The organism is Bacteroides sp. CAG:633 (assembly GCF_000435115.1).
Classification (GTDB): Bacteria; Bacteroidota; Bacteroidia; order Bacteroidales; family Bacteroidaceae; genus Bacteroides; species Bacteroides ndongoniae.
In genome coordinates, this window is sequence record NZ_FR883047.1 from 1 (window position 1) to 15,391 (window position 15,391).

Here is a 15,391-nt window from a genome sequence, read left to right on the forward strand (position 1 = left end):
CTGCAAAACTCATGGGGACAGGCTGGCTCAGGTCTGATTGGAGAACTGGAACATCCTGAAACAGAGCTGGAATTCCTGAAAAGAATAAAGAAAACGTTCGAAGTGGGATGTCTGAAACACAATAAACTGACAGGAAGGGAAATACAGACTGTAGCTTTATGTGGTGGTGCGGGATCCTTTTTAATCCCTCATGCCATACGCAATCAGGCAGATGTCTTCATTACCGGTGAAATAAAATACCATGACTATTTTGGCCTTGACACAGAAATACTGCTGGCCGAAATAGGGCATTATGAGAGCGAACAATATACGAAAGAAATATTTTATACAATAATCAGGGATTTGTTTCCCACTTTGGACATACAGATGACTAAAGTAAATACAAATCCCATAAAATACATGTAAAGCAATGGCTAAAGAAGCAAAAAAAGATCCACAAGAACTGACCGTGGAACAAAAGTTGAAAACGTTGTACCAACTACAGACAACCTTGTCCAAAATCGACGAAATTAAAACATTAAGAGGCGAACTGCCGTTAGAAGTGCAGGATCTGGAGGATGAAATAGCAGGTTTAAGTACTCGTATCGAAAGAATTAAATCTGAAATTGCAGAACTGAAGACTTCTATAGCAGGCAAAAAAGTTGAGATAGAGGCAGCTAAAGCTTCTGTTGCAAAATACAAAGAACAACAGGATAATGTCCGCAATAACCGGGAATATGATTTCCTGACCAAAGAAATTGAATTCCAGACACTGGAAATCGAACTCTGCGAAAAGAGAATCAAAGAGTTTACCGCACAGGAACAGGCAAAGACTGCTGAAGAAGCAGAAAGCTCAAACACACTGGAAGAAAGAAAGAAAGACCTGGAAGTAAAGAAGAACGAGCTGGACGAAATTATTTCTGAAACCAAACAGGAAGAAGAAAAACTGAGAGATAAGGCTAAAGACTTGGAAACCAAAATAGAGCCTCGTCTGCTTCAGTCGTTCAAACGAATCCGTAAGAATTCACGCAACGGTCTGGGCATCGTCTATGTACAACGTGACGCATGTGGCGGTTGCTTCAATAAGATTCCGCCTCAGAGACAACTGGATATTCGCTCACGCAAAAAAGTCATTGTATGTGAATATTGCGGACGCATCATGATAGACCCCGAACTGGCTGGAGTAACCCCTGAACATAAAGAAGAGCCAGTAAAGGAAAAGCCGACAAGAAGCAGAAGAAAAATAGCTGACGCTGATTAAAAAAGAATAAAAAAAGTCCGATTTGTCCGCATTACTTTGCAAAAGACAGATCGGACTTTTTTTCATGAGGAAACGCCATGAAACTGAGGACTACATTCATTTTAGTAAGTTATTTGTTTAGTGTAACAACTCTCTGTGCACAAAACACAACATTACAATCCAGAATTTCAGACTTCCTGAAAAACAAAAAAGCTACGGTAGGAGTCTCCGTTCTAACGGAAAGGGGAGATACGCTACTCTATAACAACAATTTACGTTATCCGCTCCTTAGTGTTTTCAAATTTCATATAGCAATGGCCGTTTTAGATAAAATGGATCATGCCGGCACACCTTTGGATAGTATTTTGCACATCAGCTCGTCTCAGCTACAGAAGAATACCTATAGTCCCTTACGAGACAAATACCCCAATCAAGACATCAATATCTCACTACGTGACTTATTGAAATACAGTGTCTCACTCAGTGACAACAACGCCTGTGACATTTTAATAGATTATGCAGGAGGCATCTCAAAAGTAGATAGCTACATAAGAAAGCTGGGTATCAAGAATTTCCATCTTTCGGAAACAGAAAACACCATGCATCAGGATCCGGAAAAGGCACCTTATAACAATTGGAGTTACCCGTCAGAAGCAACCCGGCTGCTTTTCATTGCAGATACAAAAACGCTGTTTGCCAACAATTACAAAGAGTTTCTCACAGAAATCATGCTGGGTACAACTACTGGCACAGATAAGTTAAAAGGCCTATTACCTCCCTGCACTCAAGTAGGGCATAAGACCGGTTCGTCCGATCGGAACCCAAACGGAATGAAGCTTGCAGACAATGATCTAGGCTTCGTCACGCTACCTTGCGGGGTGAAATATTACATTGCAATCTTTGTGATGAACTCATACGAAACCGATCAAGAAAACGCTTCTATCATTGCATTCATCTCAAGACTGATTTACGACGAACTGAATACACGCTATAGCAACCGGTAATCCGGTATGTCCTGCAAAAAGGTATAAGTATTCCGCTCGTAATCCATACGACAACAATAATGTTGTATACCGTTGCTTACCACCAGATAATCTACCTTAAGCACCATATTGTAGCGCGTTATCTGATTGAATACAGCTTGTGTAATCACTACATCCGGTGCTTTGTATTCTACAATCATCTGTGCACTAAGATCGCGACGATAAAGCACAGTATCACAACGTTTTCTTGTCCCATTCAATTGCAACTGTACTTCATTAGCCATTAAAGCCTGCGGATATCCTTTATAAGTCAACAGGAAGTGAACAAAATGCTGGCGAACCCATTCTTCTGGTGTCAATGCTACATATCGGCGACGTATTATGTCGAAAATAGCCTTTTTCCCATCTTTTACGATAATTTTAGCATCGAATGCTGGCAAATTTAACGATAACATTTACTACATTTGTGAATTTAATAATAGATGCATCCTTATTAGAAGGTGCAAAAATAATGAAATCTTATGAAAACAAAGGAAGAAATTGTAGCTAATTGGTTACCTCGTTACACAAAACGTAGTCTGGAAGATTTTGATGAGTATATATTGCTGACTAATTTCAATAAGTATGTAGAAATCTTTGCCGAAAAGTTTAATGTACCAATCTTAGGAAGAGATGCCAATATGATATCAGCAAGAGCTGAAGGCATAACGATAGTAAACTTTGGAATGGGAAGTCCCAATGCGGCAATTATCATGGATTTATTAAGTGCTATTCATCCCAAAGCATGCCTGTTTTTGGGGAAATGCGGAGGAATTGACCGTAAAAATAAAATTGGTGACCTTATTCTTCCCATTGCCGCAATTCGTGGAGAAGGTACCTCCAATGATTATTTTCCTCCAGAAGTGCCGTCACTGCCTGCATTTATGCTACAGCGTGCCGTTTCATCTGCTATTCGTGACTATGGCCGCGATTACTGGACCGGCACCGTTTATACTACTAACCGACGAATCTGGGAGCACGACGACGCCTTCAAAGAGTATCTGAAGAAAACTAGAGCAATGGCCGTCGATATGGAAACCGCAACCTTATTCAGCTGTGGATTTGCTAACCACATTCCTACTGGTGCTCTGCTTCTGGTTTCCGATCAGCCTATGATTCCGGAAGGTGTCAAAACAGAAAAAAGCGACAATCTCGTAACCCAGAACTACGTAGCAGAACATGTAGGCATCGGAATAGAGTCTTTACGTATGATTATCGATGAGAAAAAAACCGTAAAACATCTGAAATTCGACTGGTAAAACCACTCCATTTATATGACAAAACAAGAGATAACATGTGATGATATTTTAAGAGAACTACGCTCAAAACAGTATCGTCCTATCTATTATCTGATGGGGGAAGAAGCATACTATATTGACCTCATCTCTGATTATATCATGGACAATGTTCTGACTGATACGGAAAAGGAATTCAACCTTTCTGTAGTTTATGGTGCAGACGTAGATATCGCTACAGTCATCAATGCAGCCAAGCGATATCCCATGATGTCCGAACACCAGGTCGTTATAGTGAAAGAAGCTCAATCGATTCGTAATATAGACGAACTTTCCTATTACCTGCAAAAGCCTCTCAGATCCACCATACTGGTCATGTGCCACAAACACGGAGTACTGGACCGAAGGAAAAAATTAGCTGCTGAAATAGAGAAAGTGGGCATCTTGTTCGAATCAAAGAAGCTAAAAGAGGCCCAACTTCCGGCATTTATCACTTCCTACATGAAACGTAAAGGGGTAGATCTGGAGCCTAAAGCCACTTCTATGTTAGCCGACTTTGTGGGCACAGACCTTAGTCGGCTGACAGGAGAACTGGAAAAATTAATCATTACACTCCCTAAAGGGCAGACCCGTGTCACCCCAGAGCAAATTGAGCGTAATATAGGTATAAGCAAAGACTATAATAACTTTGAGCTTCGAAGCGCATTGGTAGAAAGGAATGTTCTAAAAGCTAATCAGATAATAAACTATTTTGAGAAAAATCCTAAAACCAATCCATTACAGATGACCTTATCTTTACTTTTTGGCTTTTATTCAAACCTCATGCTAGCCTATTATGCACCAGAAAAATCGGAACAGGGAATTGCCTCTTTCCTGGGATTGAAAAGTCCATGGCAAGCTAGGGAATACCAAACTGCCATGAAACGATACAGTGGCGTAAAGACAATGCAAATCATAGGGGAGATCAGGTATACTGATGCCAAATCAAAAGGAATTGGTAACTCATCATTGACAGATAGTGAGCTTCTTCGAGAATTAATTTTCAAAATACTACACTAATAAGAATAAAATATCCTTATACTTATTTGCCATAACAATAGTCTGTAACATCTTTCGTTTACATATTATCTGCACTACTTACAATCAGCAAGCTGCAAATAAGAAATGAATAGTCGGCAAAACTTATAAGTCCCCTTAGGGGATCTATTTCTTTATAATAGGTTTTTCCGACTTTTCACAAGATTCATTAACGGCAACTTCACTTTTTCCTCTTCTACCATTCATTCCTATTATTAATTCATGCTCAAAGCCATTATTTTCTAGAAGCGAAGTTATTTATAAATAGGAAATCGGATATATTATTCTGTTTTTCAACAGATTATAGCCAAATAAAGCTTTTTAGAATCACAAATTTGCACCCCGATCCAATATCCGGTAAAATTAAGCCCCAAATTTTAGGTTTAACCAGATTTTCTTTGTTTAAACCTAGGTGTTGGCATAATTAGAGAAGATTTAACTTCACAGATTCTTTTTAAATGTAATATTCAATAAAGTAAATCACGAATATTACATTTATAATCATACTTAAATACTACAAATAATATTCCCAAAATACATAAATCTTAATCATCGTACATACTATTCCAAAAGTATAGCGTTTAATCATAAATGTAATATGTATGAGTCAACAGAATACACATTCATATCTATAATAAAATCAATATCAATAGAATCAGCTGATTATAAGGATTATCTATCGTAAAAATTTAAATAAAATATAGCTGATATATAATAATAACCAGTTAATAGAATAAATAAGCCATAATACGATACGATAATCAACTGTATATCATTTATTTATATATGAATTATAAACTAAAAGATTAATATATAAACAGGGTTATTACAATCGTATATATAACAAACGAAATAATTCTATTACTTATGTATAATACTGTATTTACAAAAATATATTTGCTATTGTAATTTTAATACTTTATCTTTGTAATCCATAAAATACAAAAATACATTCATAATAATATATGGTATGAGCATAAAGGACCGATTAAAAATGATTATGGACCGTGAGAAATTAACGGCTGGTGCCTTTGCCGAGAGTATCGGCGTAGCCCAAGCCACCATTTCACACATATTGGGAGAACGCAACAAATATCCAAGTACCGAAGTTATCCTTCGCCTTCACCAACGTTATAGCGATATTAATTTAGAGTGGCTACTGACAGGTAATGGAGAAATGAGCAAAGACTCATCTTCCTCCACTGCTAGTTGCCCGGATTTCGACTATCCCTTATTTGCTGAGAATGCAGAAAATCCGTCCAATGGGACAGACAAAACTGAAAATCGCAAGGAAATCGCATTAGGAACGCCTCAAAACAGTCCTAATAGCATTGTTAGACAAGAAGTTATCTATAAAGAAAAGCCTGCAAAGAAAATAACGGAAATAAGAATTTTCTTCGACGATAATACTTACGAAATATTCAAACCCGAAAAATAATCTGTAAAAATGCCTATTTCCATAAATTGGCGTATCTTTGCCACACGAAGATAAATATCTCTTAATTGAATATGAAAAAATACATTTTAGATCTTATTGTAGCAGAAAACATCAGACTGCATACAAATTACGCTTTACTAAAATTGACCTCATCTTCTCCTCTTCCGGAGATGCGCCCTGGGCAATTTGCAGAAATTCGAGTAGACGGATCACCCACTACTTTTTTGCGCCGGCCAATATCCATCAATTATGTAGATACTTCCCGCAACGAAGTATGGTTCCTGGTTCAATTAGTTGGAGACGGGACTAAGCGCTTGGGAGAGGCAAAAACAGGTGATACGATCAATGTTGTACTTCCTTTGGGAAATGGCTTCACAATGCCTCAAAAAGCTTCTGACAAGCTGTTATTGGTAGGTGGAGGTGTAGGAACTGCCCCCATGCTTTACCTGGGAGAGCAACTGGCTAAAAACGGCCACAAACCCACCTTCCTTTTAGGCGCCAGAAGCAGTAAAGATCTGCTCCAACTGGAGCAATTTGCCCAATACGGTCCAGTCTATACCACTACAGAAGATGGCAGCCATGGCGAAAAGGGATATGTAACACAGCATTCCATTTTAAACCAAATAGACTTTGAACAGATTTATACTTGCGGGCCCAAGCCAATGATGATGGCTGTAGCCAAATATGCCAAAAGCAAAGGTATCAACTGCGAAGTCTCATTGGAAAACATGATGGCTTGTGGTTTAGGCGCCTGCCTGTGCTGTGTAGAAAACACCACAGAAGGGCATTTATGCGTATGTAAAGAAGGTCCGGTTTTTAATATAAATAGATTATTATGGCAGATTTAAGTGTAAATATCGGTGAATTACAAATGAAAAATCCGGTAATGACAGCATCCGGAACATTTGGATACGGTGAGGAGTTTGCAGACTTTATAGATATAGCGCGAATAGGGGGTATTATTGTAAAAGGAACCACTCTTCACAAACGTGAAGGAAACCCATATCCCCGTATGGCAGAAACCCCTTCAGGCATGTTAAACGCTGTGGGACTGCAAAATAAGGGTGTCCATTACTTTGTTGAACACATCTATCCCAGAATAAAAGATATCCAGACCAATATGATTGTTAATGTGTCGGGAGCAACTGTCGAAGATTATGCCGAAACCGCTTCTATCATTAACGAACTTGACAAAATTCCTGCCATTGAATTAAACATCTCCTGCCCGAACGTAAAACAAGGAGGAATGTCTTTTGGCGTAACAAGCAAAGGCGCTGAAGAGGTGGTAAAAGCCGTACGCTCGGTCTATAAAAAAACGCTTATTGTGAAACTGTCTCCCAATGTCACCGACATTACTGAAATAGCCCGAGCTGCCGAAGGAGCAGGTGCCGACAGCGTTTCATTGATCAATACTCTGCTTGGAATGGCTATCGATGCCGAAAAAAGACGCCCCATACTCTCTACCATTACAGGCGGTATGTCAGGAGCAGCAGTCAAACCCATTGCCCTGCGCATGGTATGGCAAGTTGCTAAAGCAGTAAAAATACCTGTCATTGGTTTAGGAGGAATCATGAACTGGAAAGACGCTGTAGAATTTATGCTGGCTGGAGCTTCTGCTATACAAATCGGTACTGCAAACTTCATTGATCCTACTGTCACCATCAAAGTTGCCGAAGGTATCAACGACTACTTGGAAAGACATAAATTCAGTTCCGTACGCGATATTATCGGTGCGCTTGAGGTGTAATAGATTACAACAGCACATCCTTCGCATACAAAAACAAGAAAAGAGGACATTTCAACGAAAGTCCTCTTTTCTTGTTTTCATACAACTTTTATTTCTGTTTCCAGGTTGATTCTCTATTCCCCCAACAAGTCAGGACGAAGTCTTCTGGTACGTTCCAAGGACTGTTGCAGCTCCCATTCCTTTATTTTAGCCTCATGGCCCGAAAGTAAAATTTCAGGAACCTTCCATCCTTTATAATCAGCAGGGCGAGTATACACAGGCGCAGCCAGCAAATTGTCCTGAAACGAATCGGACAGAGCAGATTGTTCGTCTGATATAACACCGGGAATAATACGCACAATCGCATCGGCCATAACAGCCGCAGCCAGTTCGCCTCCGGTAAGCACATAATCTCCTATGCTGACCTCCTTCGTAATAAGGTGCTCGCGGATACGATAGTCGATGCCCTTAAAGTGACCGCAAAGGATAATGAGGTTTTGCGCCAGCGACAGCGTATTAGCCATAGGCTGACAAAACTTTTCCCCATCCGGGGTGGTAAATATTACTTCATCATAGTTTCGTTCTGCTTTCAGGCTGTTGATGCAACGCTCAATAGGCTCTATCTTCATAACCATTCCAGCAAATCCTCCGAAAGGATAATCATCCACACGGCGATATTTGTCTTCAGTATAATCACGCAGATTATGAATACATATTTCCGCGAGTCCCTTGTTCTGAGCACGCTTCATAATCGAACAATTGAAGAATCCTTCAATCATTTCCGGCAGAACTGTGATAATGTCTATACGCATATTACTTGATTTTTTGCAAAAATACAGCAAGTTCTATTTTCACGCAACAAAAGTAAGAATATTCGCAGAGAAACCGCTATTTTTGCATTCAGACAATCGAACCAGATATATTATGAATATAAAAGAAAGAATAGAGGAATTGCGTGCCGAGCTGCACAGGCACAATTATAATTACTACGTGCTGAACGCTCCCGAAATATCAGATAAACAATTCGACGACATGATGCGCGAATTACAGGATCTTGAGAAAGAACACCCTGAATATCAGGATGAAAATTCTCCCACCATGCGCGTCGGAAGCGACATCAACAAAAACTTTACCCAGGTAGCCCACAAATACCCTATGCTTTCTTTGGGGAACACCTATTCGGAAAGCGAAGTTGCCGAATTCTACGAACGGGTTAAGAAAGCCCTGAACGAAGATTTCGAGATCTGCTGCGAACTTAAATATGACGGCACTTCCATATCGCTGACTTACGAGGATGGAAAACTGATACGCGCAGTCACCCGGGGAGACGGAGAAAAAGGAGATGACGTAACGGACAATGTAAAGACCATACGCTGTATACCTCTGGTATTACACGGCAATTATCCTCCTTCTTTCGAAATCAGAGGTGAGATATTGATGCCTTGGGTTGTTTTTGAAGAGCTGAATCGGGAAAAAGAAGCGCGCGAAGAGCCGCTCTTTGCCAATCCGAGAAATGCGGCTTCGGGCACTTTAAAACTACAAAACTCCGCTATCGTAGCCTCGCGCAAACTCGATTCGTACTTATATTACCTGCTTGGCGAGAATCTGCCGTGCGACGGGCATTACGAAAACCTGCAAACTGCCGCGCAATGGGGGTTCAAGATATCGGAACACATGAAAAAAGCACATACCTTACAAGAGGTTATGGACTATATCAACTATTGGGATACGGAACGTAAAAACCTGCCCGTAGCGACAGACGGCATTGTGCTGAAAGTAAACAGTCTGAGACAGCAAAAGAACTTGGGATATACCGCCAAGTCACCCCGGTGGGCCATTGCATACAAATTTCAGGCAGAGCGTGCCCTGACCCGACTGAACAAAGTGACTTATCAGGTAGGAAGAACCGGAGCCATCACTCCTGTTGCCAACCTGGACCCCGTTCAGCTGTCCGGTACCATCGTCAAACGTGCCTCTCTCCACAACGCTGACATCATCGAAGGCCTGGACCTGCACATAGGCGACATGGTCTATGTAGAAAAAGGAGGAGAAATCATCCCTAAAATAACCGGAGTAGACAAAGAAGCCCGTACTATGCTGATAGGCGAAAAGGTTAAATTCATTACCCGCTGTCCGGAGTGTGGAAGCCAGCTGATACGCTACGAAGGAGAGGCCGCCCATTACTGCCCGAACGAAACGGCATGTCCTCCACAAATCAAAGGAAAAATAGAGCATTTCATCAGCCGTCGGGCCATGAATATTGACGGACTGGGACCTGAAACAGTAGACATGTTCTATCGTAAAGGACTGATAGCGAATGCTGCCGACCTGTATACACTTACAGCCGACGACATAAAAGACCTGGAACGAATGGGAGAAAAGTCTGCCGATAACATAATCAAAGGAATTGCCAGCAGTAAAGAGGTGCCTTTCGAAAGGGTACTTTTCGCTTTGGGTATCCGATTTGTCGGCGAAACCGTAGCCAAAAAAATTGCCAAGTCGTTTGCCAATATCGAAGAACTGGAACAAGCCGATATGGCCACTCTGACAAATATCGATGAAATCGGAGAAAAAATAGCGCAAAGCATCGTCAGCTACTTTGCCAACGCTTCGAACCGGCAGCTGGTAGAACGGCTGAAAGAGGCCGGACTTCAGTTTTCGAGAAGCGAAGAAGATCTGAGCGGATATACCGATAAGCTGAGCGGTCAATCCATCGTAATCAGCGGAGTATTCCAGCATCACTCGCGCGATGAATACAAAGCCCTGATCGAGAAAAACGGAGGAAAAAATTCCGGAAGCATCTCTTCAAAGACTTCTTTCATCCTGGCTGGCGACAATATGGGGCCTGCCAAACTCGAAAAAGCCCAGAAACTAGGTATAAAGATAATGAACGAAGACGAGTTTTTGGAACTTATTTCCTAACATTTTTCTAGTGAAAACTTTTTTAATGGTTATATTTGTAGGCTAAATCGAAAAAAATCGTACTTTTGCGAATCATTAAGACATACTTATAAAACTCATGATACAGACAAGATTGAAAGGAATGGGAGTAGCACTGATTACTCCGTTCAAAGAGGATGAAAGCGTAGACTACGACGCACTGATGCGTATGGTAGATTACTTGCTGCAAAACAATGCCGATTTTCTGTGCGTACTCGGCACAACGGCTGAAACTCCCACGCTGACCGAAGACGAAAAAAGAACCATTAAGAAAAAAGTCATCGAACGCGTGAACGGCCGAATCCCAATCTTGCTGGGAGTAGGCGGAAATAATACACGCGCCGTGGTAGAAACGTTGAAAAACGACGATTTTACAGGTGTAGATGCTATTTTGTCTGTGGTACCATACTACAACAAGCCATCGCAGGAAGGCATATATCAGCATTATAAAGCCATCGCCGAAGCTACAGAGCTCCCGATTGTACTTTATAACGTACCCGGACGTACAGGGGTCAACATGAAAGCCGAAACGACTTTGCGCATTGCACGCGATTTCAAGAATGTCATCGCCATAAAAGAAGCTTCGGGCGACATCACCCAAATGGACGACATCATCAAGAACAAACCCGCAAATTTTGACGTTATTTCGGGCGATGACGGCATGACCTTCCCACTGATCACCTTAGGGGCTGTCGGCATCATATCGGTCATCGGAAATGCCTTTCCGCGCGAATTCAGCCGCATGGTACGCCTGGCCTTGCAGGGTGATTATGCCAATGCACTGACGATTCATCATAAATTTGCCGAACTTTTCAAGTTATTGTTCGTCGACGGCAATCCTGCAGGAGTAAAAGCGATGCTAAACGCCATGGGCATGATCGAAAACAAATTGCGTCTCCCGCTAGTTCCAACGCGAATCACCACGTTCGAAGCCATACGCAACATCTTGAATGAGTTAAACATCAAATGCTGATATCACAATAGCAAAGAAAACAAAAAATGGAGTAGAAAGAATGTGGATAGCTTTCTACTCCATTTTTTATTTTATCTCACCTCATAATCCTCAAACAAATAGTCCAGCAAATTCTGCCCAGTTAGGAAAATATTTTTTCCCAGTTAGGAAAAAAATATTAGCTAACTAGGAAATAAATCACGCATAAGTGAGGACCTGTGGATATAAACAAAAAACCCCGACAAATCTCTTGCAGGGGTTCTCTGTGATCGCGACAGGATTCAAACCTGTAACCGGCTGATCCGTAGTCAGCTACTCTATTCAGTTGAGCTACGCGGCCTCTTTGTTTAACGGGTGCAAAGATACAGCATATTTTTGAATTAGCAAACAAATCTCCTATTTTTTTTGAAAAAAATCATTCAATAAACCTATAATTGAATAACTGCCATCCTAACGTAATACCTACATTCCACTCCTTTCTCGGTGAACTATAGTGATTTACGTATGCTGAGATAGCTCCAAAGGGCAAATGGCATACGACGGACAATTCTCCCAAATATTCGAAGCGACTGAATACTTTTCCATAATATGCCTTATTAAAAGAGTTCTTCTTAATGGGGAAAATTGGCACAAATCCATAAAATTCGGTGCGAACCTGAAACATATCATTCAATACATATATCGGCTTAATACCTGCCGCTATGTACTGATTGGCGCGAAAAGCTTCGTTATACATCAATTCGCTGTGTGGAGTAGGCGAAAAATCGCATGCCTGCATCATGGTGGCCGTATAATTCTCCGAAAAATTCTTCGAAGAATAAACAGCCTCGGCCATCCAGCCTAAGGTAAACTTCGGGCTCATGGTATGGTAGGCTTCTTTCATATAAGAAATCTGAAGCCACGACTGCCTTTCTTTCCACGTAGCCGTTTCCGGAGAATTTCCAGGAATAAACTTTTCCTTTCCGGTGAAAATCTGTGCAATCAGTTTTTCATAATAGCCTTTCGTAGCATATTGCCTGGCATTAAGCGTACTCCCATAAAAGCCTATGGCCCCTCCCAACAAACGATACACACTTTGATCCGAACGATCCTTCTCAAAATCGATCACATTCGACTGGAAGTAATTATCCTCCAGTTTTCCTATTCCAAAGCTAAATTCAGCCCGTTTGTTGGCAAGAAAGGGCAAGGAAACCATCAGTTTCAGGAAACGCTCGTCTTTCGAATTAAACGAAGGAATATCGTGCCTCGAAAACAGTTTATCCTTTTTATAATAATCAAATGTACTGATCGAACCGATCAGACGGTAAGAAGTAGGCACACGTGTCGGCAAATCGAACCGAGCCATAAACTGGGCATTATTGTAGATTTTTCCTATCTGCCCGTCAATCGTCACTTCCTTCGAATAATAATTCAAGTTCTGATAACCCACTCCCAAATAAATCTGATTGGAACTGGTAGTAGATACGCTTCCACCAATGCGCACCGAAAAGTTATCTTCCATCTTTACCTTTAACCGGAGGGAATAAAGGTCGGTTTGCGGGTCATAAACCGCATGAGGAATGATTTCCGAAATCATGTTATCGGCCAACAAGCGGAAATATCCCCGTTTCAAATCCTCATAAGTAAACACTTCATGAGGATCGTCATGAAATTCCTTTTTTATATAAGCCTGTTGCTGCTCATTAGCACCCTCAATATAAATGTCACGGAACCGAAATTGCGGAAGATTACTCCGATATACCATTCGCCGCAGACGCACGTTGTCTGCATTTACCCGTCGATGAACACGGCTTTTTATGGAGTCCATGATACTCATCGTACGGTTATAACCGATATCGTGCAACTCGTCCAAGCGGTCAAAGTCCAGCAAACTGACATCATCGTATTTGAAGGTCATCACTATGCCCAACGAATCCGGAATGGAATAGTCGGTCTTTTGCATCACCATATTTTCAATCTGGCTCATCAGATCGTTTTCATTCGGTTTGCTGGGATTCGCAGCTACCACGCTGCCGATGATCACATCAGGATGGAAATCCTCACGCATCACATCTGTAGGGAAATTATTATAAATACCTCCATCATAAGCCAGTATGCTGTCTATTTCGATCGGTTTGAACACAAACGGAAAACTCATAGAGGCCCTGACTGCATCGCCCAGATCTCCCTTACGCATCACCAGAGGCTTCTTATTGTATACATCGGAAGCTATACAGCGGAAAGGAACAAACAAATCGTCAAAATTGCCATGACACGCCGCCGTAGAACGTGCAAAAAGCTCTACGAAGACCAAGTTCATCTGTATAGGATTGACCATACTGGTAGGCAGTCTTAACGACTTGGCACGCAATGAATCCCTAAAAGCAAAACGGATATTAAGAAACTCCGGCGTAGGCCGTCCTTTCTTAAAATAATATTCATACTGAGGTTCCACCTGCCCGGAATACCAGCGTTTAAAGTCGGGAGAACGCAAAAGCGCCTCCATGTCATCGGGCGAATATCCCATGGCATACAAAGAACCGACAATAGCTCCCATGGAAGTTCCTGCGATATAGTCGATGGGAATATTGTTTTCTTCCAAAGCTCGGATAATACCGATATGAGTCATGCCTTTAGCACCACCACCACTTAATACAAGCCCAACTTTCTGAGCCTGCGCTATGTGAAAACAGCACAATGCCAATACCAAAAGCAACAAATATCTTTTCATGGTTTACAACCGACTAATGAGTTCATAGATATGAGATTAATGCTCAAATATAAAAAATAGTCTACTAAAAAGCACGATTTCATCGCGCTTTTTAGCAATGCACCCGAAAAAAGATACTAAAAATCAATATCAACTTCTACCGGACAATGATCGGAACCATATATATCGGTATGTATTTTTGCATCTTTCAGCAACGGTTGCAGACGGTTGGAAGTCAGAAAATAGTCAATACGCCACCCCGCATTCTTTTCACGGGCACGAAAACGGTAAGACCACCACGAATAGATATCTTTTTGCTCCGGATAGAAATAGCGGAACGTATCGGTAAAACCAGATTCCAGCAAAACGGAAAATTTTTCCCGTTCTTCGTCAGTGAAACCTGCATTGCGGCGATTGGTCTTCGGATTTTTAAGGTCTATTTCCTTGTGGGCCACATTCAAATCACCACATACGACAACCGGCTTACGGGCATCAAGCGAAAGAAGGTAATTCCGGAAATCATCTTCCCACGTCATACGATAATCAAGCCGCCGGAGTTCGTCCTGCGAATTGGGAGTATACACGGTAACCAGATAAAAATCGGGCATTTCAAGCGTGATGACACGTCCTTCCTTGTCATGATGCTCAATATCAATGCCTTTCGTAACCTGTATCGGAGTATGGCGGGTAAAGATCGCCGTTCCCGAATAGCCTTTCTTTTCTGCATAATTCCAATAGGAAGTATAGCCCTCGAACTGCAAGTCCAATTGTCCTTCCTGCATTTTGGTTTCCTGCAGACAGAAGAAATCGGCATCCAACCGCTTGAAAGCATCTCCAAACCCTTTATCGTTACAGGCACGCAGCCCGTTTACATTCCATGATATAAACTTCATATACAACAAATTTATAGTTATTCATACATTCTTTCATACCGATAGTCCGACTGTTTCAGGATGCATCCGGAAAACCTTACCTACAAACAGATACGCAACATCCGGCAAATCATATACAAACATATAAAAAACTCTGATAACACTCAAAACTATACAACCACGTTTTTCAATAAAGCGCACAAAAGGAGATCTGTAGACCA

At 41.3% G+C, this 15,391-nt stretch carries 14 protein-coding genes and 1 tRNA gene; 10 read left to right on the forward strand and 5 right to left on the reverse strand.

The window, feature by feature from the left end; translation table 11 throughout:
* The 3 genes from QVP67_RS06110 to bla form a co-directional block, all read left to right on the forward strand.
* Positions 1-405 (forward strand): Nif3-like dinuclear metal center hexameric protein (locus QVP67_RS06110; protein ID WP_288179963.1); only part of this gene is annotated, 405 nt, incomplete at its 5' end.
* Between the two features lie 4 nt (positions 406-409).
* Positions 410-1,240: a zinc ribbon domain-containing protein gene (locus tag QVP67_RS06115; protein ID WP_022162685.1), complete on the forward strand. Its 831-nt coding sequence runs from the start codon at positions 410-412 to the stop codon at positions 1,238-1,240.
* An 83-nt stretch (positions 1,241-1,323) separates the two neighbouring features.
* On the forward strand, positions 1,324-2,223 hold the full coding sequence (gene bla, locus QVP67_RS06120; RefSeq protein ID WP_288179967.1) for a class A beta-lactamase, subclass A2: 900 nt from the start codon (positions 1,324-1,326) through the stop codon (positions 2,221-2,223).
* Here bla and QVP67_RS06125 read toward each other — a convergent pair.
* Positions 2,208-2,657, reverse strand: a complete 450-nt coding sequence (locus QVP67_RS06125) for a type I restriction enzyme HsdR N-terminal domain-containing protein (protein ID WP_022162687.1) — start codon at positions 2,655-2,657, stop codon at positions 2,208-2,210. The genes bla and QVP67_RS06125 overlap by 16 nt on opposite strands.
* 66 nt (positions 2,658-2,723) lie before the next feature.
* Here QVP67_RS06125 and QVP67_RS06130 point away from each other — a divergent pair, with 66 nt between their 5' ends.
* From QVP67_RS06130 to QVP67_RS06150, 5 genes are all read left to right on the forward strand, one after another.
* The gene (locus tag QVP67_RS06130) at positions 2,724-3,500 is read left to right on the forward strand and encodes an AMP nucleosidase (RefSeq protein ID WP_022162688.1); all 777 of its coding nucleotides are present in this window, start codon (positions 2,724-2,726) and stop codon (positions 3,498-3,500) included.
* A 15-nt stretch (positions 3,501-3,515) separates the two neighbouring features.
* Positions 3,516-4,535: a DNA polymerase III subunit delta gene (gene holA / locus QVP67_RS06135; protein ID WP_022162689.1), complete on the forward strand. Its 1,020-nt coding sequence runs from the start codon at positions 3,516-3,518 to the stop codon at positions 4,533-4,535.
* Positions 4,536-5,523: 988 nt separating this feature from the next.
* A complete protein-coding gene (locus tag QVP67_RS06140) occupies positions 5,524-5,991 on the forward strand; it encodes a helix-turn-helix domain-containing protein (RefSeq protein WP_022162690.1) in 468 nt (155 codons plus the stop codon).
* 71 nt (positions 5,992-6,062) lie between these two features.
* The gene (locus tag QVP67_RS06145) at positions 6,063-6,839 is read left to right on the forward strand and encodes a dihydroorotate dehydrogenase electron transfer subunit (RefSeq protein ID WP_022162691.1); all 777 of its coding nucleotides are present in this window, start codon (positions 6,063-6,065) and stop codon (positions 6,837-6,839) included.
* Positions 6,827-7,738 carry a dihydroorotate dehydrogenase gene (locus tag QVP67_RS06150; RefSeq protein ID WP_022162692.1) on the forward strand — a complete coding sequence of 304 codons (912 nt, stop codon included), beginning with the start codon at positions 6,827-6,829 and terminating at the stop codon, positions 7,736-7,738. The genes QVP67_RS06145 and QVP67_RS06150 overlap by 13 nt, the downstream gene beginning before the upstream one ends.
* 113 nt (positions 7,739-7,851) lie before the next feature.
* On the opposite strand, the gene trmD is transcribed toward QVP67_RS06150, so the two are convergent.
* Entirely contained in the window at positions 7,852-8,529 is a 678-nt protein-coding gene (gene trmD / locus QVP67_RS06155; protein WP_022162693.1) for a tRNA (guanosine(37)-N1)-methyltransferase TrmD, read from the reverse strand.
* Between the two features lie 112 nt (positions 8,530-8,641).
* Between trmD and ligA the strand changes: the two genes are divergently transcribed.
* Together ligA and dapA are read left to right on the forward strand one after the other, a co-directional pair.
* A complete protein-coding gene (gene ligA, locus QVP67_RS06160) occupies positions 8,642-10,639 on the forward strand; it encodes an NAD-dependent DNA ligase LigA (protein WP_288179964.1) in 1,998 nt (665 codons plus the stop codon).
* 97 nt (positions 10,640-10,736) lie between these two features.
* Positions 10,737-11,630, forward strand: coding sequence for a 4-hydroxy-tetrahydrodipicolinate synthase (gene dapA, locus QVP67_RS06165; RefSeq protein ID WP_022162695.1), 894 nt, complete (start codon positions 10,737-10,739; stop codon positions 11,628-11,630).
* Between the two features lie 245 nt (positions 11,631-11,875).
* Here the strand turns inward: dapA and QVP67_RS06170 are convergent.
* The 3 genes from QVP67_RS06170 to QVP67_RS06180 form a co-directional block, all read right to left on the reverse strand.
* A tRNA-Arg gene (locus QVP67_RS06170) sits at positions 11,876-11,949 on the reverse strand.
* 75 nt (positions 11,950-12,024) lie between these two features.
* On the reverse strand, positions 12,025-14,319 hold the full coding sequence (locus QVP67_RS06175; RefSeq protein ID WP_022162696.1) for a patatin-like phospholipase family protein: 2,295 nt from the start codon (positions 14,317-14,319) through the stop codon (positions 12,025-12,027).
* 116 nt (positions 14,320-14,435) lie between these two features.
* Positions 14,436-15,191 carry an exodeoxyribonuclease III gene (locus QVP67_RS06180; RefSeq protein WP_022162697.1) on the reverse strand — a complete coding sequence of 252 codons (756 nt, stop codon included), beginning with the start codon at positions 15,189-15,191 and terminating at the stop codon, positions 14,436-14,438.
* Positions 15,192-15,391: the final 200 nt, after the last annotated feature.